At 61.0% G+C, this 24,757-nt stretch carries 17 protein-coding genes and 1 pseudogene; 7 read left to right on the plus strand and 11 right to left on the minus strand.

What is annotated here, in order from left to right; all coding sequences use genetic code 11:
* Positions 1–434: 434 nt before the first annotated feature.
* The 11 genes and pseudogenes from NKI22_RS29885 to NKI22_RS29935 form a co-directional block, all read right to left on the minus strand.
* Positions 435–983, minus strand: coding sequence for a class I SAM-dependent methyltransferase (locus tag NKI22_RS29885; RefSeq protein ID WP_352780232.1), 549 nt, complete (start codon positions 981–983; stop codon positions 435–437).
* A 124-nt stretch (positions 984–1,107) separates the two neighbouring features.
* Positions 1,108–2,052 carry a PA3715 family protein gene (locus tag NKI22_RS29890; protein ID WP_352916267.1) on the minus strand — a complete coding sequence of 315 codons (945 nt, stop codon included), beginning with the start codon at positions 2,050–2,052 and terminating at the stop codon, positions 1,108–1,110.
* Between the two features lie 404 nt (positions 2,053–2,456).
* The gene (locus NKI22_RS29895; RefSeq protein WP_352916264.1) at positions 2,457–2,765 is read right to left on the minus strand and encodes a GYD domain-containing protein; all 309 of its coding nucleotides are present in this window, start codon (positions 2,763–2,765) and stop codon (positions 2,457–2,459) included.
* A gap of 74 nt (positions 2,766–2,839) precedes the next feature.
* A pseudogene (locus NKI22_RS29900) lies at positions 2,840–5,138 on the minus strand (AGE family epimerase/isomerase).
* 12 nt (positions 5,139–5,150) lie between these two features.
* The gene (locus NKI22_RS29905; protein WP_352959500.1) at positions 5,151–6,686 is read right to left on the minus strand and encodes a phosphomannomutase/phosphoglucomutase; all 1,536 of its coding nucleotides are present in this window, start codon (positions 6,684–6,686) and stop codon (positions 5,151–5,153) included.
* 463 nt (positions 6,687–7,149) lie between these two features.
* Positions 7,150–8,064 carry a metallophosphoesterase gene (locus tag NKI22_RS29910; RefSeq protein ID WP_352484239.1) on the minus strand — a complete coding sequence of 305 codons (915 nt, stop codon included), beginning with the start codon at positions 8,062–8,064 and terminating at the stop codon, positions 7,150–7,152.
* A 701-nt stretch (positions 8,065–8,765) separates the two neighbouring features.
* The gene (locus NKI22_RS29915) at positions 8,766–10,322 is read right to left on the minus strand and encodes a family 16 glycosylhydrolase (protein WP_352911143.1); all 1,557 of its coding nucleotides are present in this window, start codon (positions 10,320–10,322) and stop codon (positions 8,766–8,768) included.
* 1,112 nt (positions 10,323–11,434) lie between these two features.
* Positions 11,435–12,403, minus strand: coding sequence for a UDP-glucose 4-epimerase GalE (gene galE, locus NKI22_RS29920; protein WP_352911197.1), 969 nt, complete (start codon positions 12,401–12,403; stop codon positions 11,435–11,437).
* A 218-nt stretch (positions 12,404–12,621) separates the two neighbouring features.
* Entirely contained in the window at positions 12,622–13,674 is a 1,053-nt protein-coding gene (locus tag NKI22_RS29925; protein WP_352959503.1) for a UDP-glucuronic acid decarboxylase family protein, read from the minus strand.
* 58 nt (positions 13,675–13,732) lie between these two features.
* Complete coding sequence (locus NKI22_RS29930) at positions 13,733–14,692, minus strand: glycosyltransferase family 2 protein (RefSeq protein ID WP_352484242.1); 960 nt, start codon at positions 14,690–14,692, stop codon at positions 13,733–13,735.
* Between the two features lie 150 nt (positions 14,693–14,842).
* Positions 14,843–16,087 carry a glycoside hydrolase 5 family protein gene (locus tag NKI22_RS29935; protein ID WP_352959506.1) on the minus strand — a complete coding sequence of 415 codons (1,245 nt, stop codon included), beginning with the start codon at positions 16,085–16,087 and terminating at the stop codon, positions 14,843–14,845.
* Positions 16,088–16,350: 263 nt separating this feature from the next.
* Between NKI22_RS29935 and NKI22_RS29940 the strand changes: the two genes are divergently transcribed.
* The 7 genes from NKI22_RS29940 to NKI22_RS29970 all read left to right on the plus strand — a co-directional run bounded on the left by NKI22_RS29940 (position 16,351) and on the right by NKI22_RS29970 (position 24,751).
* Positions 16,351–17,505, plus strand: a complete 1,155-nt coding sequence (locus NKI22_RS29940; RefSeq protein WP_352911139.1) for a hypothetical protein — start codon at positions 16,351–16,353, stop codon at positions 17,503–17,505.
* On the plus strand, positions 17,490–19,043 hold the full coding sequence (locus NKI22_RS29945) for a glucosamine inositolphosphorylceramide transferase family protein (protein WP_352915795.1): 1,554 nt from the start codon (positions 17,490–17,492) through the stop codon (positions 19,041–19,043). The genes NKI22_RS29940 and NKI22_RS29945 overlap by 16 nt, the downstream gene beginning before the upstream one ends.
* A gap of 655 nt (positions 19,044–19,698) precedes the next feature.
* Complete coding sequence (locus NKI22_RS29950; RefSeq protein WP_352915796.1) at positions 19,699–20,085, plus strand: hypothetical protein; 387 nt, start codon at positions 19,699–19,701, stop codon at positions 20,083–20,085.
* Entirely contained in the window at positions 20,082–20,888 is an 807-nt protein-coding gene (locus NKI22_RS29955) for a glycosyltransferase family 2 protein (RefSeq protein WP_352484247.1), read from the plus strand. The genes NKI22_RS29950 and NKI22_RS29955 overlap by 4 nt, the downstream gene beginning before the upstream one ends.
* Positions 20,888–22,033 carry a glycosyltransferase family 4 protein gene (locus NKI22_RS29960; RefSeq protein WP_352484248.1) on the plus strand — a complete coding sequence of 382 codons (1,146 nt, stop codon included), beginning with the start codon at positions 20,888–20,890 and terminating at the stop codon, positions 22,031–22,033. Before NKI22_RS29955 ends, NKI22_RS29960 begins: the two co-directional genes overlap by 1 nt.
* Before the next feature lie 8 nt (positions 22,034–22,041).
* Positions 22,042–24,009 (plus strand): putative glycosyltransferase family protein, encoded by a 1,968-nt coding sequence (locus NKI22_RS29965; RefSeq protein WP_352484249.1) that lies wholly within the window; start codon positions 22,042–22,044, stop codon positions 24,007–24,009.
* Positions 23,996–24,751, plus strand: coding sequence for a hypothetical protein (locus NKI22_RS29970; RefSeq protein WP_352484250.1), 756 nt, complete (start codon positions 23,996–23,998; stop codon positions 24,749–24,751). The genes NKI22_RS29965 and NKI22_RS29970 overlap by 14 nt, the downstream gene beginning before the upstream one ends.
* The last annotated feature ends 6 nt before the right edge of the window (positions 24,752–24,757 follow it).

The following is a 24,757-nucleotide window of genomic DNA, read 5'->3' on the forward strand; positions in this document are numbered from 1 at the left end:
ATCGGTGATTGCAACGTCACCACCGTGCCATGGCCGCTCGCCCTTCAGAGCAAGCGCCGTTCTCTCTCCAAAACTTTTTGCAGAACCTTCAGGACACTATCCCATGAGCGCTGGGAGCCGCGAGATGATGGCGCACCTGGCTGAATTTCGATAGTGGCGGCGCGCTGACCGCAGGCGGGACGGCCAATGCTCTCGCCGTGGCGGCCAAATTCTTCTTTCGCCACTTATGCCAACGGGCGCATCCTGGCCGTCAAGGCACTAGCAGACAACACCGTAGCCGCAACCCTCAATGTCATCGGTATTGGCGCGAAGTCATCCGCAAGATGCTTTCTGCCGGCGAATCAGCGCTCCCCGGGCCGAGCTGCAGGCAGCTGGTCTGCGCCCGCTGCTGGCACATGGATGTTGGTGGGCAGACTACCACAAGGAATGTGTCATCATGGCTGCGGATTTCCGAAGGCAGGTTTCTCAAGAACGAGCACATGACTACCAAGAGGGGATGTGTGAGTGCTCTTAACTTGGAATCCCTCGTCGGACAGCGTTTCGATGAATTCGCCATCCGTTCCAGGCGGAACGCGGGCAACAACGTTTGAGGTGCGCCTCACAATATTGGAAAGCACCCTTCGCGCCTTGCCTGGGCCGATGTTGCGCTGCATGTGCTGATAGACGGCCAGCAGCAGGACGATATCGTATTTCGGTAGAAGGATATTGCCGAGGCGCCGGCTGCCAAGATTCAGGCGATCGAACCGGGCATGCACCGGGGAGCCGCTCAATAACATTTTTGCAGTCTGGATGTGCGGCTTGGCAATGTCGATCCCGTGGATCGAGCTGGGTTTCAGCTTGGATATCTCATAGGCGACAACACCCATATTGCAGCCAACATCGAGAATGGATTTTCCAGCGTAGTCGACCTTTGCGGAGAATAGCCCGTCCAGTCTGTCGTCCCACGTTCCGGCAAAACCCCTTTTGAATCTTGACCACCACAAATCATCAGCTCCTTTGGGAAGAGCCCCCTTGAGCGCCTCCTACCACGAGAGAATTAATGGTCGATACCCATTCAACTGGAATTGATCACATTGACGAACCAAGGCAGGGACGTGTGCGGCCGCGTCACAACCCCATCACCTTGAGTGCCGCGGGAACCGAATAGCGGCTGCCGTCATAGCGCAGCCGATAGGTCCGCTTCACAGGCTTGCCGGGATGGGACTGGCATTCGCCATCTTTGTCGGGGGAGGGATTGTCGGTATCCGTCCGCTCGACCGCAATGATGTCACGATAGCCCTGGTGGCGCGCCGGGCTCATCGCCAGGCTGACCTGGCTGGAATGAAACGATCCAGCGCAACTGGCATCGCCTTCGCCGCCATGGCCGGCGACCACGAGGCCGTCGAGCACCAAGCGCAGCGCATTGCTGGCGACGGCATAGAGCCGCAGGTCGGTTTCAGTGAAGGGAGTAGCCTGCGAATGGTTTGCCATTTCGATGCGCAGGCCGAAGGCGGTGGCGTCAGGGGCCAGTGCATAGCGGCCGGTGTCGAATTCCACCTTACGGATCGCGATGGCATCATCGGTCATCAGTCCAGGCTGGAGCAGGCGCTGGCGCACCCGCAGGCTCTTTCTATCGACGACCAGTAGCTCGATGTCGCCAACATGCAGGTGGTCGCTGTTAGCGCTGTCGATCAGCGGTACCGCGACCAAAAGCAGGTCGTCATGAGCCGGCCAGATCTTGCAGGCCAGGCCGAATGGCGCATCGCTCTCCGGGAGCGTTGAGGCGATGCTCGTATGGGGTACAAGCGTGAACGAGGCGCCGTCGGCGCTCTTTCGGGCCTTGGGATAGGCCTGCTGCACCAGGGCGGCGGCATCGCCGCAATCGCCGGCCGCTGCCCGGGCGGGCGACAGGCTGGCGAGGGCGGCGCCGAACAAAAGGACAGGCAACACTATTCGCATGGAGTTCTCGCGTCGCAGGGCCGGGTTCGGCCAGGGCCCTTCTACGCGAGATTGGTGGCGGCGCACAGGGTGTAGGGAAGTGACGGCTAGCTCCACCCGCTGCGTCAGGACCATAGGTATCCTGGAAAGTCGTAAAGTCCGAGCTCGCTTAGGAACGGTGATCATGAGAACGCCGCCCGAGCGGCCAATTTTGCCAATGCTGTTCGAGCTACCTGAAACAGATACTGACAATGTGATCTCGGTTGCCTTGTCGCGCTCCGATTAGATAAAGAAGCGCCTGGACAAGAAACCTCTACAAAACCGGACCTCGCCGATCCGTCGGGCGCACCTTCTAGGGTGTACATTCCAAAATTAACTCGGCATGACCTCCGATTCTGACCCCCTGAGTCGGGCGCGTTCGCTGTCGGCGCGGTATCGAAGCAGAACCAATGCGGCGCCTGCTTCGGCTTTCCGAGACCCCGCCTTGTCTTTCCTTGAGACTTGGCAGCACGGCGCGTTCAATCGGAACCCTGCTGCCTTCAATGTACAGCCAGTCCCATCAGCCGGCGAGCTTGTGCGAGCACCGCCTTCATGTCGAGTTCTTCGAGGACAACGAGGTCGTTTACCCAGCCGCTTGCCCGCACCGCCAGTGCTAGGTCCATCCCATCGGCCTGGTCCGGAACCTCAGCATTGACGACAATATCATAGGCGCCGCGAGTAAACATCATACCGGACACCTTGCCACCAACGCTTTCCAAAATCGCCTTGATTGCAGCTTCTCGGTCTGAGCCTTGTATCAATCCCTTATAGGCATGGGGCGGATAGTTTCCCAGGATTGTCACTTTCATGGGTATTCCTCCCTATCTTGTACTAGTTTCGTTATTGATCGTTTGACCAACACGGAGCTACGCGGACAGTTGGGTCAGCCGTAACCCTGCATCGCAACGCTCTTGCTCGTATCCAAAGCTGGCAGCGGGAAAGGTTCGACCTGCCCTCCAGTCTTGTCCAAATACTGCATCAAGGCCGTCACGAGGTGGTAGAAAATGCTCGCGGGGACCTCCGTTGCCAGTGACCTTCCGCGCTCGTCAATCCTGTCGATCCACAACCCAAGCGGTGCGGGATCGATATGCCATTTGAAGAGGCGGGCGACACGAGCTTCGATCTCAGGTTTCAGATCAGGCCCGCCGATGCCGTCGAGGGCGACGGCGGCCTTGACGGCTTCGCATTGCGGCCAGCTGCGGGAGAGCCGGTCGAAGGGAATTCCCTGCCGCGACACGGCTGCATAAGCCAGGCCCGTGGCCCGGTTCAATCCGCTGGCGATCGCCGACGAATAGAGCTTCCTGGCGTAGGCTGCCAAGTCTTTCTGCCCGCTTGCCCGCGCGAACTCGACGAGGAGCGAAGCCCATTCGAAATGGTGCCCTGGTTCGGTCCACTGTCCCTCGTCTCCCGGCAACGGTAGCCAATCGACGTCGAAATGTTCCCCAAGCGTCCAGCTCTCCTGGTCGAAGAAATGGCACCGGAAGAGATCGACGACGCGTGCCGCCCGACGGAGATATGCACGCTCGCCGGTGACGCCATGCCAGGCAAGGAAGGATTCCAGCATGTGCATGTGCGGGTTCGAGAACCGCACCCCCTTCCAGCCGGGGGTCTCGAGGAAGCCGTTCAGGCTGACGTCCTCGAGATGGGTGTCGATGAAATGGAACGTCTCTTGTGCCAGCTGCATGGCATCCTGATGGCCGCATCGGTGAGCATGGGCAAGCGCCAGGAGCACGCAGGAATGGTCGTAGGCGTCCTCCGTCGGGTCAGCCACGCTGCCGTCGCAATTGAGGGTGCGCACCCAGCCACCGGGATCGGTGCGGCCGTGTCTGGCGATGAACTCGATGCCGTGGTCGATGAGCTTGTCGGCCGGTCCAGCCCAGCCGCGTTCTTTGGCCACCGCGAAGGCGTAAATCTGGCGAGCCATTGTCCGCATGCGCTTGGGTTTGCCCAACGGCCTTGCATCGAAACCGAGCGCCTCGTGGAAGCCGCCATACGCATGGTCGACACCTGCAGTGGACCACAGCGGCAGGGTTTCGTTGAAGAGCCAGTGCTCGACCCGCTTGCGCCATCACCCTGATGATGACCCGGTCGTCCGACCCCGTGAACTTCGTTTCAAGGCGTCCGCTCTTCTCGAGTTGTTCGACGACTTTCTTCACGTTCTGGCTGTGGCTGACAGGAGCGACGAATACCGCGTCCGGTGTCGTCACCACCGCCACATGCTGCATTCCAATGACTGTCAGCAGTCTGCCCTGGCTTCTGAGATAGGAGTTGCCGCAATCCATGGCGACAACGTCGCCCATTACGACATTGCCGTCGCGGTCCGTCGGGCTGGCTTCGAGCAGCGATTGCCACGATCCAAGGTCGTTCCAGCGGAAGGAAGCCGTAACCATGGCGATACCGCGTGCATGCTCCATGACTGCGTAGTCGATCGACGTCGACGGGACAGCCGAATAGAAGCCCAGGGGCAGGTAGATGCCCAAGACGTCGGTCCGTGCAGCCTTATAGGCCCGTTCCGCGGTGTCCCAGATGTCTGGCCGGAACTCGAGAAATGCCTTCCGCATCGTGTCGGCACGAAACAGGAAGATGCCGGCGTTCCAGTAGAATCTTCCCGAAGCCACATATTTGCGGGCCGTCTCGGCATTGGGCTTTTCGACAAAGTGCAAAACGGCGGCCACTCCGTCACCAGTTGCCCCAACCTCGATGTAACCGTAGCCGGTTTCGGGATGCGTCGGCTTGATGCCGAATACGACAATGCTGCCTGAATCGGCGGCAGGCATGCCCGCCTCGACGGTTTCCCAGAATTGCGTTTCGGTGGATATCTGATGGTCGGAAGGGACCACGAGCGCAAACGCCTCGCCGCCATATTCGGAGATCGTGTGTAAGGTGGCTGTGGCCACCGCAGCGGCGGTATTGCGGCCGACGGGCTCGAAAATCGGGCTGCCGCCGTTCAGGCCGAGCGGACCGATGTCCGAGATAACGCGGTCGGCATGCCGTTCGGAGGCTAGGAGATAGATCGGCGTCTCGCCGTCCGACCGCGCCTTGAGGCGTCGGACAGTCTTCGCAAGCATGGAGCCGTCGCCCGAAAGGTCGTGGAATTGCTTAGGATTGTCTTCGCGCGACAGCGGCCACAGCCGTGACCCGACGCCCCCGCTCATCACAAAACTGACGATCCGCTCCCGCATGGCCCAGTCCTCTCAAAATGTCCGGTTGTAGGCTCCGACCTCTGGATTGCGGCGCAGCACGGCATCGACAGCCTCGAACATCTCGCGACGTCGTTCCGGCGAGACAGGGCTTTCCACGACGACAACAATTTCCGCCTTGTTCGACGAGGCCCTGACCAGACCCCAGGTGCCGTCTTGGGCAACGACACGCACCCCATTCACGGTGACGAGATTGGCCAGCGGCTGGCCGGCGAATTCGATCCCGTCCGCCTTCATTTTCGTGAATTCCCCGACAACTTTCGCGACCACGCCGTATTTCACCTCGTCGGCGCAATGTGGCGACATAGTCGGCGTGCCGAAGGTCAGCGGCAGATCGCGGTAGAGGTCGGCCATGCTGCTTTGCGGGCTGCGATCCAGCATCTGGCATATAGCAATGGCCGTGACCAGGCCATCGTCATAACCGCGGCCAATCGGCGGATTGAAGAAGAAGTGGCCCGATTTCTCAAAACCGGCGACAGCGCCGAGTTCGGCGACGCGCCGTTTGATATAGGAATGACCGGTTTTCCAATAGTCGGTGACCGCGCCATTTTCCCGCAACACCTTGTCGGTCATGAACAAGCCGGTCGACTTGACGTCGACGACGAAAGTCGAGCCGGGAGAGAGGTGTGAGATGTCGCGCGCGAGCATGACGCCGACCTTGTCGGCGAAGATCTCGTTGCCTTCATTGTCGACCACGCCGCAGCGGTCGCCGTCGCCGTCGAAGCCGAGCCCGACATCGGCGCCGGTTTCCAGCACCTTGTCGCGAATGGCGTGCAGCATCTTCATGTCTTCGGGGTTGGGATTGTAATTGGGAAACGTATGATCGAGCGCGACGTCGAGCGGAATCACCTCGCAGCCGATCCTTTCCAGTGCCTCGGGAGCGAAAGCCCCGGCGGTGCCGTTGCCGCAGGCGGCCACCACCTTGAGCTTCCTCGAGATACGCTTTCCCGCTGTCAGATCGTCGAGGTAGGTTTTGCGGAAATCCGCAACGAAGTCATAGGAGCCGCCACCGACAAGGTCGAAATCGCCTGAGAGCACGATCGCCTTCAGCGCGCTCATCTCCTCCGTACCAAAAGTCAGCGGGCGCGCCGCGCCCATCTTGACGCCGGTCCAGCCATTCTCGTTATGCGAGGCGGTGACCATGGCGACGGACGGCGTGTCGAGCGCGAACTGGGCGAAATAGGCCATCGGCGACAAGGCCAGCCCGACATCCTTGACCCGCGCGCCGGCGGCCATCAGCCCGGAAACCAGCGCCAGCTTGATGGCAAGCGAATAAGAGCGGAAATCGTGACCAGTGACTATGTCGGGTCCGGCACCCAGACGGCGGATCAGCGTGCCGAGCCCCATGCCGAGCGCCTGGACGCCGATCAGATTGAGCTCCGGCGGCTCGTTCGAACCGGGATGGCCAAACCACCAGCGTGCATCATATTCGCGAAACCCGGACGGCTTGACGAGCGCCGAGGTTTCGAATTCAAAAGTGTTTGGTCTGGCTTGGCCGACATGTTCAGGGTCACGGTTTCTGCTCCGCAATTGCGGGCAACAATCCTAGCACGCTGCCGGGCGCAGGCCCCTTCGGGAATCGGGGTAGCCCCAACGCCCTGGTTCGCCCCCCTCATTCAATAGGACCGTGCCTGCCGATGGCCGAAAGGATCTCTCGCCCAAGCGTGGGTTTTGTATTCTGGAGGTGCTTCCAGCTCAGGCGCTGACGACAAGGGGGGCTGCCAGATGCCGCTGACCGCATTCAAGTTCCCGTTCCGCGAGAATGTCGACGAAAGGCGTTTCGGACGCCTGGCTCGCCTTCTCAATGGCATTCAAGTGGAAATCGAAAGGGATCAGCGGAACTCCGTCTGTCCGGGGAAAGGATGATGGACTGCGCCGCGTTGGTCTGGGAGGCGATGGGAACACGGCGAAACCCCGACCGCATGTACACGACCATCAATACCCTCATGCGGAACGGTCCGCGGACGGCAGGTCTCTCTGGGGACAGCAGATGTCATTCGTCGACAGGACGAGAGGACGTTTTGGGGCCAATATCGACGACCATGATCTCCGGCGACACGCCGAAGCGCACCGGCAGCCACGATACGCCCAGACCCCCGGATACGATCATGTGCCGCCCACCCTCGACGATATGCCCATAGGCGAAGCGCTGTCCGTAGGCTGAATTGATGATGGGGGGGCCGATGAATGGCAAGCGCACTTGTCCGCCATGTGTATGGCCGCATAACGTCAGGCTGACACGGTCAGGGACAGTAATGAAGATGTCCGGTTCATGCGCAAGGAGCAATATCGGATTGCCGTCGTCGGGTATTGCGGCCATTGTTCCAGGCAGATCGTCGACGCCCTTGTACACGCCTCGAGAAAACTGCATGGCCCACTGATCGCCAAGACCCGCGAGCCAGAATGCTGGGCCATCCTGCTGCCGGATAAGCGTGGCGGTGTTCTCGAGGACCGGAATGCCATTGTCGACGAGGGCTGCGCGGACGCTATCGACACCGTGCCACCAGTCGTGGTTGCCGAGAATGGCGTGGCAGCCGAGGGGCGCGGAAAGTTTTGAAAGTGAACTGCCCCAAACAGTGTCGGGCACGATCCCGGTGGCATAGCGCGGCAGCACGCCCATCACATAGTCGCCAAGGAGAAGGATGATATCGGGCTGCAGGCTATTCGCAACAGCGACGATCTCGTCGATCCTGGAAACCGGCATCCAAGGCTCGCAGGCGTGGATGTCAGCGATCACGACGATGCGCAGGGGCTTGGCAGTCGTCGGCCAGCGCGGCGGTAGGACCTTGTAGCGAGTGACACGCAGTCGAAACCGAGGTTCAATCGCGAGGGCATAACTCGCCAGACCGAATGCCGCGAGCGACACGGCGCCAAAGAGCTTCAGGAATGACCGCCGCGACGTCAGCACTTGTATTTCCCAGCAGAACGAGGTCGGTTTTAGGGATCGCCACGAATTCAGCTGCGGCAGCCTGAATCAAATCAACCGGGTGAGAGGCCTCGCGGGGTCAATAGTTTCCCAAATCGGCATCACCTGCAAGCATTGGTGTTTATTGCGCAGGGGAGGGAGCTCGGACATCCGTCAACCGCTCCGATTTGCGACTGATCTCGGAGGGATGGTGTAGCACCATTCCGGATGGAATGGGTCGCCTTTAGATCGTCGAACGCCTCCATCTCGGCATCGCTCACTTGATACCTTTCGTCGGTCGCGCATCGACTGCGCTCACACCATAGACCGCGCCGCAAGGCTTGGGAGAGACGTCCCTCGATGACCGAAAGACCAGTTCCTCTCCCCGCCACGGCGTCAGACAGGCATTCTTGTGGATGTACATTCGGACCCTCCGGTGAGTGCTGAAGCTTGGTAACTCCAGTCTCCTCGGTTCGGTCCGAATGGACAGCCTACAGAAAGCTCACAACTAGAGCCTTCCATCCCGATGCCATCGGGATGGAACTCCATCTCTTTGTTAGAGCATGATCTTCTCCGAAAACCGGGCTCCCGCTTTTTGCTACGCTGACCTTCGGTTCGGGATCATGTCTTTGAGGTGCTGTTTATCCAGTCCTTGTTTGGCCACGGCAGCCCCTCGCGGGATGTTATTTCCCCGCGTAGGTCCTTCAGGTCACATAGAATGAGGCTGCGGTGAGCGAGAGATGTGGGGAAAGGGTGGCGAACTGTGTTTGAGATGCGCCGCCGGCCCCGTCGCTGTCGAAAGAGAGCGCCCCGGTTGCACTGTCGTAGATGATATGATCGGAGCTGTCATGCGCGGCTGTACCAGCAAAGAAAGCTGCGGATGGAAGCCCTCCCGGCTGAAGCCCGGCAAAAACGGTATCGCTGAGATGGAACGTGTCCTGGGAGCGCTTGAAGTCGGTGATCTTATCGACATTGCCGGCTCCAAGAGCAGTATTGAACGAGAAGGCATCGTGGCCTCCGTAACCGGTCAAGACGTCGGCGCCGAGCCCGCCGTTGATGACATTGTTGCCGGCATTGCCCTCGATAGTCTGGGCGAACTCGTTGCCGGTGAAGCTCATCGCCTTCGTGCCGGACGGGTTGTTGGTGGCGAGATGCTCGATCTCCGAGCCGGCCGAAAGCGCATAGCTCACCGAGGCGATCACACTGTCGTTGCCGCCGCCCACTGCCTCAACTGCCTTCTCGTTGGCATTGTCGACATAGTAAGTGTCGTTGCCGCCATAGCCGATCATCGTGTGGCCGCTGGTTCCATGCAATACATCGGCGCCGCTGGTGCCGTACAAGGTGCCATCGCTGGTGTCGCCGGACGGAGGGGCAGTCCCGGTCCCAGACCCAGTCTCGGTCCCGATCGAGCCAGTGGTTGGGGGAGTGACGTTCGCACCCGTGACGGTGTCCCCGCTGCCCGCCTTCTGATAGAGCTGAACCCCATCGACCTGCATCTGCATCGACGAAGGGGTCGAGCTATCGAGAGCCGTGTGCCATCCGGCCGCGTTGGAATTCCCGACCGCATTGCTCATGATCAATTCCATCGGTTCAGTCGGGATGGGGGCCTGTGCGCTGGTCACTTGCGCCATCTGTTTCCCGTCGAGATACCAGGTGATCGATTGACCGGGATCCCAGTTTATGCCGTACGTGTGAAAGCCGGCCGTGAGGTCGACGCCGCTGTCGACGACGCCACCGACCACCCCTGACTGCCCGTGGAGGTGGTAGGAGAACGCCTGGTTTGCCGGTCCCGAACCGGTGAATCCACCCTCCTGCATATCGATCTCAAAATTGTCGCCGCTGCTGCCTGCGCCTTGGCCGGGCATCAGCCAGAGGCCTGGCCATGCGCCGTCGCCGCTCGGCGCCTTCATGCTGATCTGAAGATAGCCGCCATCGAATTCGAAGTTGCCATAGCTGCTGACGGCGCCAGACGTGACAGGGAATGTCTGTGCCGACCCCTGAGCCACGCCGTTGACGGGTTGCTGGGTCGCCGTGAGACCCAATTGCCCATTGCTCACGGACACCTGGCTCGGCATATCGTATTCGGCATTAAACTGGTTGCCCATCCCACTTCCGCCCGATCCATTGCTGTTCCATGGCCAGCCGTTGGCGGCATTGCTGGTGAGGTAGGGATGCCAGTCGCTGTCCAGTGCCGTACCGGAGAAGTTTTCCTCGAAAACGAGGTCGCTAGAGGCAAAGCCTGCGGGTGCGGAAAGAGCCATTCAGTGATCCTTTTTGGCGTTGAAAACAGGGAATTCCACTGTCGCGCATCGCCAGGCGCGCGACATATCGCATGCTCGCAGTTGAGCACTGCGAACGGATTTCAAAGTAGCGGAGCTTTGGAGGTCCTCGCCTTTTCGAGCGAGCTTAACGTTGAACTCGCCATCGAAGGAGAGTTTTGTCGACGGGAATACTCATCAGGCCATTCCTTGAACGGTGTCGCTGCCGACGCACGCAAGGTCTTCAATGGTTCGAGCCGCAGCCGGACTGAAGTCGAGCGCAGCTCTTCCGGCGCATGCGCCACCAAGCCTGCCGTTTAGTAAAAACAATGGTTGATCCTTAGTTCATTGCGTCTTTTTGTTGTCATTTCACCCGCGCCCTAAGTAAAACGCAGGCATTGCCGCTTCCTTGCTTATCCACACGCCGTCTTGTACCCATATGAATGGATCATTCGTGGACGATGTACGCAAGCCTACTACCGTTTGCGGCGAGAATGAGGCTGGGCGAAAACTTATTAACACCTTCTAATATATTCGGTGCGTCGAACAGCCGCGACGAAACAGCCTTCCCGACGTCCTGCGAAAACCGTGTCCGTCGGCTGAAATGTTGCGCTGGTTCGGGGGCCCGAGCGGGTCGTTCGCATATGAGGTCGAGGCGGAAGGCCGGGGTGTCTTCCGAGCTGCATGGCGGACGAGCCCATGGAGCTGGAGCCGCCGGTCAAACAAGGCCATCTCGGAGACTTTCCATATCGCAATAGCCCGGCGCCCGGATGCAGAATTCCGTTTCCTTGCAGCTCTCAGCCTTGCCGCCGATCCGTGCTCGGCCGCTGACGAATCCGAGCTTGCGGCACCCGAGATCCGGCGCAAAGCCACCGGTGCGCCGCAGCCCGTCGGCGGGTACCGACATGTTCGCCCCGATTGAGTTGCGGATGCGCGTCCCGCACGTGCACGCCGGCGTGCGTGCAACCCACGACCCAGTGGAACTCGCCGGGAAACCAGGAGGGCGGCGTCGGCTTACCACAACGGCTCGAGCCGGGCGCCTGTTCCAAGCACCTTCGAACTTCGTCCAGGCTAATTTGGTGCCGCAATCGATTCGCTGCCGCTGAATCAAGCGCTCACGATTTTCGCGTCATCCATTTCCATGCGTCGCGGATCTGAATTTCCAGGTCAGATCGCTTTGGTTTCCAGCCGAGCAGGGTTCGTGCTCTTTGGAGAGCACCAATCAAAACCGCCGGATCGCCAAGCCGTCTCGGCGCCAGCTCGATTCGGATTGATTTGCCCGTAACGCGCTCAGCCGTGGCCACTACTTCCAATACCGAGTAACCCCGGTCATTAGCCAAATTGACCGCGCAGGTGGCCCCGCCGTCGATAAGATACCTGAGTGCCCTCACATGAGCATCAGCGATATCAAGCACATGGACGTAGTCGCGGATACAAGTTCCATCCGCCGTGTCGTAATCGTTCCCGAACACCTTGATCGCTGTGGCGTCACGGGCGGCGGCGAGGACAAGCGGGATTAAATGGGTTTCTGGCTCGTGAGCTTCGCCGATTTCTGCTTCGGGGTCAGCACCCCCAGCATTGAAGTAACGGAGCGAGACCGAACGAAGGTTGTGAGCCGCGTCGAGATCCCTGAGCATCTGCTCAACAACAAGCTTCGAGTAGCCGTAAGGATTGATCGGTCGTTGTGGATGATCCTCCGAAATCGGAAGCCAATCAGGCACGCCATAGGTCGCGCAGCTTGACGAGAACACCACCGGCATTTGCTTGAAGCTGATCAAGGTTTCAAGCAGGGAGATGGTTTCGCCGATATTGTTGCGATAATAAAGCAGAGGATTTACGACCGATTCCCCGACGTAAGCATAAGCGGCAAAATGCATCAGAGCTGACGGACGGTGTTTTTCGAGTACCGAACGCACCCGAGCGCGATCACCGACGTCGCCCAATTCGAACGGGCCGAATCTCGCGGCCCAGTGGTTGCCACGCGAAAGATTGTCGTAGACAACCGGCTCGAATCCATGGAGCGCCAATACTTTGCAGGTTTGGCTGCCAATATAACCAGCGCCGCCCGTTACCAGAATCTTCATCACGGTCTATATCACCTCAAGCTCAACACTGCGCGAAAAGAAGCTCATCCTTAGCTGTTCGGCGCCATAGCTGGCTCTAATCGGGCGAAATGAGAGCGCACAGTTCACATGGGTTCAGCGGTTCAAAACTTAGAGGCATAGACTGTCGCGAAGCAGCTTCGGGCGCCGGAATATGCGGTCGATAGTCGGAATGGCCGAAGCTCGCGATGTGCGAGTGGTTATCCAGCTGGGAGGAAGTCGCCAGCAATGGAATGGAACCGTTGTCTCCGCTCTTCGAAAGCGATCAGCTGTGGCTCCTCCTGCGAGCATGATCGGCGTGCCTGGTCGCGGCGAAAAAATACAACGGTTGGCTTCAGCCCGTCTTTCAGTCCCATGGTCGGTTGCCAGCCCAATTCGGCTTTGGCGAGAGAAACATCGGGTCGGCGTTGTCTTGGATCGTCGCGGGGTAACGGCAAATTGACGAGTTTTGACGACGAGCCGGTTTCAGCGAGCACCAGTTCCGCAAGCTCTCGAATGGTGAATTCTCCATCATTTCCCAAATTGACTGGCCCCGTGAATGAGGCTCGACTGTCCATGAGGCGTACAAGACCATCTATCAAGTCATCAACGTAGCAGAATGAACGAGTCTGGTTGCCGTCACCGTAAAGCGTAATCGGCTCGCCGCTGAGTGCCTGAATAATGAAATTGGAAACAACGCGACCGTCAGCCCGATGCATCCGCGGGCCGTATGTGTTGAAGATGCGCGCAACCTTGATTTCAAGGCCGCACTGTCGATGATAATCGAAGAATAGCGTTTCGGCGCAACGCTTTCCCTCATCATAGCAGGACCGAGGGCCAATGGGGTTCACATTGCCCCAATAATCTTCGGTTTGAGGATGAACCGCGGGGTCGCCATAGACCTCACTTGTCGACGCCTGCAGAATTCGACATTTGAGCCGCTTGGCGAGGCCCAACATATTGATCGCGCCTTGCACCGACGTTTTTGTGGTCTGCACCGGATCGTGCTGGTATTGGATGGGCGATGCGGGGCAGGCCAAGTTGTAAATTTCGTCGACTTCGACGTATAAGGAAAACGTGACATCGTGGCGCAGAAATTCAAAGCGCGGGTTTGCGTGTAGATGTTCAATGTTGTGCTTGGTTCCGGTGAAGAGATTGTCCACGCAGAGAACCTCATGACCGTCGGAGAGCAGTCGATCTATTAGATGGGAGCCGAGAAAGCCGGCTCCCCCGGTGACCAAAACGCGTTTGCGACTCTCATAAATCCGTGACATGTCAATCTCCTTACGAAATGAATAGGCTGACGCTGCATTGTGCCAGTAGCTGCGCCACTCACGTCCTGAACGTAACGCCCTTCTGTTCCGGGGCTATCGTTGGATCCTGCGAGATGGCGGCCCGTGCCCGTGCCTGCGTGTAAGCAATTGAGGTAGTCGCCAATCCGACAAAGATGGCGAACGCCTGACCGATTTTGCCAGCCGCTGCGTATTCGAGTACGGAGCGCCCCAGAGTAAGAATGTAATGCCGCTCGGAATCCAGCCCGTCCTTAGTCCCCGCCAAGCCTGCGAGTACCGCTTTGGAGGTCCCCTCCATGCGGCACCGATGGAGGAAATACTTCCAGGTCGTGCGTTCCGCTGTAACCACATGGCGAACGCTGGCCTCGGGTTTGTATATCCATACGCCTCCAATTTTTTTTGTGGCACGGATACAAAACTCGGTGTCGTCGCATGTATTGGCTGAGCCCCTACCGCCGCCGATGCGTCCCATTTGACCGGCAAACCCGCCGCAGCCATGCAGCACGTCGGCGCGGACTGACATGTTCGCGCCTATCACATTACGCACTTCGCCACCGTCTCGTACCCGCATTCCGCGATAGCTGCAGCCGATGATCCAGTTGAATTCAGGCGGGAACCACCAGGGCCGAGCTTTGCGCCATAGAGGCTCAATGCGCCCGCCGACGCCAAGCACGCGCGGATCGGCGTAGGGCACCAGCAACTCTTCCAGCCAGCGCTCATCGGCCATCGCATCGTCGTCGAGAAATGCCACGACCGGTGCGGTTGCCAATCCGGCACCCGTAACGCGACCGCCGCACAGTCCACGCACGTTATTGTTAGGTGTGACGACGACACCCTCGATCTCGCGCCGGGCTCGCTTCAAGAGAGCCTCATTGTTGTCGACGACGAGAATGATTTCGCGGGCGGGGCTGGTCTGGTTGCGCACCGACGCGATGGCCGCATTCAAATCGTCCCAGCGATCGAGTGTGTAGGCGCAGATGACAACCGACGCATCGATCATGGCTGCTGATTCCTTTCGCGTGCCTGTCGAGTTGCGGCCATTACAACGATATCGCGCGGGGCGCGCGTTTGGGTGTGGCCAGACCCGACGGACGCTTCAATTCGTCCCAGCGGTCGAGCGTGCTTGCGCAGGTCACGATGGACACTTCGGTCATGGGATCTCCCCGGTGGTTTCTGAGGCCCGGCGGGCTTCGCGGGTCTGCGCTGCCCGGGCCGTCGCGGCTTTGAAGATCTTCCAAATCACGCTTCCGTCGTTGCGGATATCGAACTGGTCGTGTTCATCGACGGGATAGCGTCCGCTGTCCTGCCGTGAGGCCAGCTGCCACACAATCCAGCCAGAGCACTTGGGATCGCGGGTAAGCGTATCGAGCCATGTAGCGTAAGCATCGGCGGAGTCCCGATTGGAGCGGGCATAACCGAATTCCTCCAGAAGGACCGGCTTATTGGCGCGGGCCGCCAGTTGGCAGAACTCGGTGATCAGGTCGTTAAATTCCTGGACTGTGAGGTTGTAGTAGAGCGGGTAGCCGTGCCAGGTCCCGAAATCGAGAGTTGGGATCATCAAATCGGCCAGCTTCTCGGAAACGTTGGCGTGCCCTGAGCTGACAAGGTGATTGGAATCGAGCGACTTCACGTAGGCCGACATTTCGGCAGTCCAGGCCAGCCGCAAAGCCTCAGGGCGCGCATTGCCTTCGTTCATCAGCTCCCAGGCCATGATGGTTGGATCATCCCGGTAGACAAGTCCGGTGAGCAGGTTGACGCGCTGCACGACGTGGCGGACCCAGGTCCTGTAGTCCCGCTTTGTGCGCGGGTCATCGAAGAAAAACCTGGACTCGTCTTGGCTCCCATACCAGGCCCGCATCTGCTGGGCGCCACCCGTATAGGCCCAGAAATCCAGGAAGGCGATGACGAGCCTGAGGTGTCGCTTGCCGGCTTCGGCGACGAGGAAATCAATCTTCTGCATGCCATTCACGCCGTCATTGATCGCCATCCTGTTCTCATGAGGGTCCCAGGAGAGCAGGTACATTCCTCTCACAGCGACGTCGCTGGCATCAGCCTCAAGCCGCCAGTTCCAGATCGTAGCAGTGCTTCCATCGGGCGACCCGATCACTGGCTGGAGGAAGATGCGAACCGCATTGGCTCCCATTGCCACCGCGTCATCGAGAACGCGGATGACCTCGTCCTTCGACGCGAAAGTCACATAGAAGCTGTTCACGCCGGTCAAGAAAAATGGCCTGCCGTCGACTGTAAACTCCGTGCCGGAAGTCTTGATGAAGGACGCTGGCGCCAAGCTGTCCGCGGCGCTCACGGCTGCCGGAACACATAACAGCGCCAAGACCAGCACACGCCATCCGGCATTGCGCAGCCCGTATTTCGCCCGTTGCCAGCCGACTGTCATCCCGCCATGTGGCTCTCACCGGGCGCCGAGTGCAATGGCGCCTAGGGATTACCCCCTCTGACCTCGCACAGCCCGGCGTCAACGGGGGCATAGTGGTGCTTGGCCGATTACGGTCGCTCGAGTACAGACCCGTGCTGTCAGACGTCGCTCCCAACCAAGAGTTTGGCTCTTCGCATTGGCGGGTCCCCGCGGTTGCAACAGGTGGGGAGCTGAATAGACTCGGGGTGTGCCGCAGCCTCGCCCCAGGCGGAATGCCCAATTGGGTGGTCGACCGCAAGCGGTCGAACCCCGCGCTGTGGTCGCGCTACGCCCACCCCTTCCTGGCAGACGCTCTGAATGGCCATGGCTTCGTGGTCTTCCTCCGCGATCTTCGGAGACAAATCGGAGAGCGGCCCTTGCTGGTAATCACCGATGAGCTGGCGCTTCTTACGATCTCGGAGTACCGCAAAGCGCTGGAGCGGCTTTACCACTTCCGCCTCTCAACTCACGACACCGCTAGTATGCTTCACGACAAAGCCAGGTTCCCCGAGAGCGCCGGAGAGCATGGCTGGCCAGTGCCGAACGGCGTGGTCGTGCGGGACCTCGCGGGTGTTCGCGAGACGTCGCTCCGCCTGGGGATGATCCTGAAACCCGCCGACAAGCGCCACTTCCACGAGGGGCATGCTCCCCGCCCGATCACAGCGAACAGCTACGCTGACGCCGTCTCGGCGGCCGAGAGGCTGCTGGCTCAGACAGGCGAGGTCCTGGTACAGGAGACGGTCGAGGGACCAGATGACAACGTCTATTTCTGCCTGTTCTACCGGGGACGCAACGGCGAGACGCTCGGCATGTTCACCGGGCAAAAACTCGCCAGCATACCGCCGGGCACCGGGAGCACGGCGTTCTGTAGGGCGGCAGTAAACGAGGAGTTGGAACGCGCCACGAAAAACCTCCTCGATCAGGTCAACTACTTCGGATTTGGCGGCCTCGAGTACAAGCGGGATATCAGGAGCGGACGCTTTCTGACAATAGAGCCGACGGTCGGGCGCACCGATTGGCAGGAGGAGTTGGCGACGCTCGTCGGGCTCAATATCTCGCTGATAGCTTGTCGGCACCAACTCGACCTGCAGCCATTGCCGACCGGCTCGCTTGACGGCCGCGTGCTCTGGCAGGGTTCCTGGATCGAGCGGATCCGCTTTGGCGCGAAGCCGATCCCGCCTCGCTCGGTCGTGATGGATGGCTTCCGGCGCCGGGACGATCCGCTGCCGGCCTTGGTGCATCATCCTTGTGATGTGGCGCGCGCCGTGGCTTTCTATCTGCCGCCCTGGCGCGCGGGCCTACGGCGGATAGCTGGCAAGGCGCATCGCTCAAGGTGGTTCTCGTCAAAGCTGGGGTCTTTTTGGAATCCCCCGCGAGAACAACAATGCGCATTTGCTTGAGTCTCGATCCGTCGCGGCCGCTGCGCTGGCATCTGTGGCTGGCAGAAGCGCTTGCTGAAGTGCCCGGCAACGATGTCTCCTGCGCCTTCGCGGCCGGCTGCCGCCCGCTGCCGTTGATCTTCCGTCTGCTGCTCGAACTCGAACGACTACTCTATGGCTTTCGTGTCAAGGGCGCGACCGACGCCGTCGAGGCGGCGCTGCGGTCCCTGCCGCCTCCGGCCGAGCAAGTGGACGTGGTGATCGATTTCAGCGGAGAGGGGCCGCTCCCGTCGGGAAGGCGCGTGCTGACGCCGCTCTTCAACGGCGTACCGGGCGAGATTGGAGTCATGGCGGCCTTGGCGAATGATCAGGACCTTCTCGTCGAGCTGCACGACACGGCGCGCCCGTCACAGCCGTGGATGGCGCGTCCGGCCAGTTTAGACCGTGCAGTATTCTCAGCGAGCCTCGATAGCGTCCTCTCCTGCGCTGTGGCGCTGACCTTAAAAGCCTTGCGCGAGGAAACCAGTTCAGCTGCGGCCGGTGTCCCCGGCCCACGCATGGCCGTGCCTTCGTTAAGCGCGCTTTCGGCCACTGCATGGGAGACTGGCAGGGTGGCATCGAAGATGATCAAGTTCTTGGACATCTTGGCGAGAGGCGGTAAGGCTTGGGGGATTGGCTGGCGCTTCGACCAGGCGGCGAGCCTGCTCGACAAAGGCGGAGCAGCCTTCAAGGTGCTCACCGGGGACACCGGCAGCTACCTTGCCGACCCGTTCCCGTTTCGCCATCAGGGGCAGGACTTTATCTTCGTCGAACAGTACCTCTACTCAAAGAACCGGGGGTGCATTGCGGTCGTGACAGCAGACCGGAGCGGGACCGCCGGCGCACCCCAGATCGTCCTGGAGGAGCCGCACCACCTCTCGTACCCGTTTGTATTCGAGCAGGACGGACAGATCTGGATGATCCCCGAATCGGGGGCGGCCAGGAATGTCGCCCTCTACAGGGCAGTCGAATTCCCGTTCCGGTGGACGCGGGAGGCCTGCCTGATCGACGGCATCGAGGGCTACGACACCACGCCGCTGCGCCATGAAGGCGGCTTCTGGTTTTTCGTCAGCCTCAGGGTATGGAGGTCCACGTCCTGGGATGTCCTCAGCCTCTACCATGCCGAGAGCTTGACTGGCTGTTGGACGCCTCATGCCGCAAACCCCGTCCTGATTGATGCCGCGCTCAGCCGCCCCGCAGGCGCTGTCATCCGACACTGCGGACAGACGCTACGCCCGGTCCAAGACAGCGCGCTCGGCTATGGCGGCGCGGTGACGTTCTGCCGGATCGATGCGCTCGGCGAGTCGGAATTTGTCCAGACCCCCGTCGGTCGCATTCGGTCCGGAGAGTTCGGGTGCCACACCTACAACCGGCGGTCCGGCTTGGAGGTGATCGACTTGTTCGGACATGTCCGGGGTTTGCGAGAGGTCACGACCTCGTATCGGTTGCTTGTACCCGACGCGCCGGTCTCAGGACCGCGTGGCCAGCCCCTCTCTAGGCAGGTCTCGCGTCCAGGTTAGCTGCCCGCAGCCAGTTGGTCGAGCGCAACGTACACCGCCTGCGAAGGGCGGGTGCGCTCGACTCCGGCTTGTTGCCGCCCACTTGGCTAGGCGTCACGCTGCCGGTCTGTTCCACCCGCTTTAGCCACTCAATCGCCCCGTTATAGCTGACGCCAAATCGCGCCGCCGCAGCGCGCCGAGAAAGCCCCTCGGCTTTGACCGCATGAACAACCCGTTCACGAAGGTCCATCGAATAGCCAACCATTCATACTGGGCTCCAGCTCCAGCCAGAAGGTTGAAACAATATCCAACCGATCTGGGAATCCCTCCTCGACTTGCCCCAACGTCATCCCGCTCTAGCCGTGGCCGCGGGTCGATGAAGGTCCTCGCTGGCGTTGAAGGTGGCCCCAGAGGTCTAAACGGTTTGGCAACGCTGCCGACACAGCTGCTGAAGATGATCGGTGCCGCTGCCGCACTATCCGCGCCGGTGGCATGGCTCGAAATAACCTAAATGGATACCACCAAAGAGCTAATCACCTATTGTTTCTCCCTAATCATCTATCGTTCTTCCATTTCAGATTTTCATCAGTAATGCTCAGGTAAACACAGATTAAGATGCCATCTAGGCAAATCTTATCCAAGATCATCTTGATTTCACTTTCCGGGGAGTCGGCGCATGGCTAGATCAAGCACATCCGTGGATGTGGCGGTCATTGGAGCGGGCCCCTACCTGTCGCTGGCCGCGCATTTACGTGCGCGAGATGTCGAGCACCGGATTTTCGGGGAGCTCATGGGGTCATGGAAGCATTTCCTCGGCCCAACGCTGTTGCGCCAGATCCGCCTGGTTGAGGGCGCGCCGCAGCGATCGGCCCATTACGAGACCTCGGTGCCTGGCCTGCATTTCATCGGTCCCGCCGCCGCGAACAGCTTCGGCCCGGTGCGTCGATTCGTATACGGGACCTATCACCCGGCCCATCATCTCGCCCGACGCCTAGCGGCAGTTCTTGCGCGCTTCCAGGCCGCCTTCTGGGTTCCATCGTACGACCTCAAAGCGCTGTCATGAACGCCCGTCTCGCCAGCATTCTCGCCCCTGTCGGTGCCGTATCGCCGCCTGACCCGATTGATTTCGCGCTGCGCCGATCGCTCACTCTGCCCCGGGTCAGCTTCGTCGTCCCGACGCTCAATGAAGCCGAGAACCTCCCTTGGCTTCTGCCGCGCATCCCCAACTGGGCGCATGAGGTCATTATTGTGGATGGTCGCTCGACCGACGACACGGTCGCGGTTGCGCGTCGCCTGCGCGAGGACGTGAAGATTGTCATGGAGCCCCGGCGGGGCAAGGGTGCTGCACTGCAAGCAGGATTCCTGGCCGCCACAGGCGAAATCATCGTCATGCTGGACGCCGACGGCTCCATGGTGCCGGAGGAGGCTATCGTCTTTGTAAGTGCGCTGATGGCCGGCGCGGATGTCGTCAAGGGTTCTCGATTTATCCAGGGCGCCGGCACCGACGACATGTCGCTGTTCCGGATGTTCGGCAATAAGGGGCTGACCCTGTTCGTGCGGCTGCTCTATGGCGGTTGGTTCTCCGATCTATGCTACGGATACATAGCCTTCTGGACCAAGCACGTCGCCACGCTGGACTGCGATTGCGATGGGTTCGAGATCGAGACCCTCATCAACGTGCGGGCCTTGAAGAACCACCTCAATATCGTCGAGGTGGCGAGTTTCGAAGCTCCGCGCATCAGCGGTGTGAGCCATCTGCGCGCCATGCCGGACGGCTGGCGCGTACTGAAAACCATCCTGCGCGAGAGGGTGCACCAACAGCGCAGGCAGAGCGCGACAGCCTGTGTTGTCAGTGGACAGACCTGATGCGAATCCTGATGGTTGCCGCTCGCTGCTACCCCCTCATAGGCGGCATCGAAACTCACATCCAGGAAGTCGGTCCCCGCTTGGTGTCGCGCGGCCACGCCGTCGACGTGCTCACCACCGATCCCTCGGGGGAGCTGCCGGTTGAGGAGGAGGTGCGCGGCATGCGGGTGCAGCGCGTACCGGCCTGGCCGAGGGAGCTGGACCTCTATGCTGCGCCCGGCATTTATACTGCTATCCGGCGCGGGGCTTGGGATTTGATCCATTTCCAAGGTTACAACACCTTCGTGGCGCCGATCGGGCTGCTCGCGGCCGTCCGCGGACACCTGCCGTTCGTCCTGACCTTCCACAGCGGCGGACATTCCTCCCGGCTCCGCAACGCCGTGCGCGGCACACAGCACGCGCTGCTTCGGCCGCTGGTTGCCCGGGCCGCGCGGCTGATTGGCGTCTCCGAATTCGAGGCCAATTTCTTCAGCGGGAGGATGGGCGTGGCGCGGGAACGGTTTGTCATCATCCCGAACGGCGCCGCGATGCCGGCTCCGACCCCTGGCATCAAGGTCGATCCGCACCTGATCGTCTCGGGCGGCAGGCTGGAGCGCTACAAGGGCCATCAACGGGCGATTGCGGCCTTGCCCGAACTGATCCGCCGGGTGCCAGACGCACGACTGCACGTCGTCGGAACAGGCCCGTATGAGGGAGAATTGCGGCGCCTCGTCGCGACGCTCGGCCTCGAGAGGCGGGTCACTATCGCGAGCATCCCCGGGTCCGAGCGGCAGCAAATGGCAGATCTTCTGGCGAGGGCTGCGCTGTTCGTGCTGTTCAGCGACTACGAAGCCCATCCGGTCGCCGTAATGGAAGCCCTGTCGCTGCGCCGTCCGGTCCTTGTCAGCGACACGTCCGGGCTGCGGGAGCTGGCCAGCAAGGGCCTGTGCAGGGCGATTCCGCCCAATGCCGGTCCGAAAGAGCTGGCCGCCGCCATGGCCAAAGAGCTGAAGGCCCACCGGCAGGTCCCGGATTTGGCGCTACCGGACTGGGATGCCTGCGCTCAATCGCTGAGCGACGTTTATTGTGATGTCCTGAGCAGCCGATCCACGGTCCGCTTGCCCCCCGACGGCCTGATGTCGTGGCCTCCTGCGACGGAGGCATGAGGCTGATAATGCCAGCTCATTTCGCCGCGGGAGCCAGGATCAACCCGCTCCGGGCCGGGATAAGGTTCGTCTCGGCCGTTATCGGTCCCGACCTTCGCGGCGGCAGCGCCGATGCCCCGCCGCAACGGGCCAACTTCGGATGGATCGCGGTTCTGTGCCTGACGACCGCCACGGCTCTGCTCCTGGTTGTGGCCGGGCACGCCGCCGGGCGCCGGGGCTATGACGTAGCGCCGCTTTTCTTCTGGTCCGGTGTCGTCCTCCTGGTCGTCCCGACCAGCCTGCGCATAGCTTGGCCGATCGTAGCCCGGGGTGAGCGCCTCTTCCTCCTGTTTTTGCTTGCCGAAGCCCTGTTCTATTACAAGGCGGTCTATTCCCCGACGAGCTTCATCCATCACGACGAGTTCTTGCACTGGATCGCAGCCGACGACCTTATGACGGCCCGCCGGTTATTTCTGTCCAACCCGCTTCTCCCGATCGGGCCGACGTATCCCGCCCTGGAAATCCTTTCGACGGCGATCGTCAATCTGACGGGATTGCCATTGTTTGTGGCGGGGACTCTATTGTTGGTCGTCCTCAGGGGCACGTTCGTCGGTGCCTTGTTTCTGTTCTTCGAAAGCATCACCGGATCGCCGCGCATCTCGGCCATCGCCTGTCTGGCCTATATGGGTTGCTCAACCTTCGTCCTGTTCGAGTCGATGTTCTCTTACGAGAGCCTCGGCATCGTGCTGTGCGTACTGACCTTCGCCGTCGAAGCAGCGTCCAAGGATCTCGTCGGGCGACCGAGGCTGAAGGCGTTCGGTCTGATTGCCTTGCTGTTGGCGAGCCTCGCGGTCACGCACCACCTCTCGGCCGCCTTCACCGCCGCCTACTTCGCAGTGCTGGCGGCCCTCGAGGCTTTGCGCCGGCGCGGCCCCTTGCGGATTAAGGCCAGGACCGTCGCAGGCTTCACCGCGCTCCTGGCCATAGCCCTGCCGCTCCTTTGGATACAGGCCCGTGGCAACCCTCTCACAAGCTATCTCGCCCCGGTGGCCGAAACCGGCTTCAAGACATTGCTCGGAAAGATCCTGGGCGCGCCCACTCCATCGTCGGAGCACCTCGGAGCGCCTACCCAGCCCCTCGGCATGCGGCTTACCACCTTATTCGCGATCCTGCTGTTGGCACTCGGGCTGGCGACGGGTTTCTTTCGGTCGCTGGCCATGGCAGCGCCGCGCGATGCGCAAGCGGGCTGGCGTCCGATCCAGGACATTCTCAACCGGCGCTGGCGCGACAGCCGCATCGTGCTCCTTACCTTGCTGGCCTTCGCGTTCCCGGTCTCGGTGGCCTTCCGGCTTACCATCGCTGGATGGCAAATCGGCCACCGCATGGGAACGTTCGTGTTCATCGCCGTCGCGCTGGTCGTCGCGGTGAGCATAGTCCACTTCTGGCAGGGTCGCACGCCACGCGGGTGGCGCCGCGTCGCACCGGCCGTTGCTCTGGCGGCCATCGTCCTAGGCGGCGTCACGAGCGCTTCGCTCGATCCGTTGCGTGGACGCTACAGGGTGGCGGCCGACCAGCAATCGGTCGAATCCATGGGGATCGAAACCGCGCTCTGGACCAAGGAATGGCTCAAGCCCGGCAATCGCTTCACCGCCGACCGCGTCAATCGCCTGCTGCTCGCCGGCTACGGCCGGCAGGATGCCAGGGTCAACATCGTCCAAGGCGTCGATGCCGCGCGCATTTTCGAGGCCAAGGAATTATGGCCTGACGACCTTTACGCCTTGGCGAGGAGCGACATCGATTTCCTGCTGGTAGATCTGCGCCTGTCCACAGCCATCCCGGTGCTCGGGTTCTACTTCGAGCCGTGGCAAGCGCAGGAGGGAACTCCGCTCTCGGGCGCACAGCTGCTCAAGTTCAACAACATCAAGGGGATCACGCGCATCTACGACAACGGCTGGATCGTCATCTACGATGTGAGGGGATTACATGGGAATTTCTAGTAATCGGGACCTTGCGGCCGCCTGCCTGTGGGCAGTGGCCACGGTGGCCGTCGTTGCGATCAGCGACAGCTTGCTCCTCCGGACCGTCCTGGGCGCGCCAATGGTGTTGCTCGTCTCGGGCCACGTGGTGCTGCGGGCTCTTGGGGTGAGGACCACCACCGTGTCGGAACACCTCGTCTACGCGGTCGGAGCAAGCCTCACTTCCGGCATCGCCGGGGGCTTTGCCCTGAACGCCGCTGGCTTCCTCACGCCGCTCGGCTGGGCGGTGTGGTTCTGGACCGTGACGACCGCCGCGGCGCTGGTGGCGGTCCGCCGCGACGCTCCCAATCTGCCAGCTTGGGCGCCTCCGCCGCGGCTCCGGCTCTGGCAGGGGGCCGCACTGATGGTAGCGGTGCTGGTGGCGACCGGAGCTTATGCGCTGGCCGTCCGGGACGAAGCGACCTACCGGCAATTCAAATACACCGAGCTCTGGATGTTGCCATCGCCCAATGGGGAGCCCGACCTACTCACCGTCGGCATCAGAAGCGCCGAAACCCGAGTTCAGCGATTTGACCTGGAAATCACGCTTGACGGGCAACCGTTCGCCGTCTTCCGATCGCTCACTATCGCGCCGGGCGACACCTGGGCGCGGGAAATCTTGGTGCCCGTCTTGGCAACTCGCCAGACGGCGGAGGCGCGGCTCTATGGGCCGGAACACGACCGACTCTATCGCAGCGTTTCGACGCTGGTGCCGCCCATCTGAAACGAG

This window comes from Mesorhizobium sp. M0778, assembly GCF_040320105.1.
Taxonomy (GTDB): Bacteria; Pseudomonadota; Alphaproteobacteria; order Rhizobiales; family Rhizobiaceae; genus Mesorhizobium.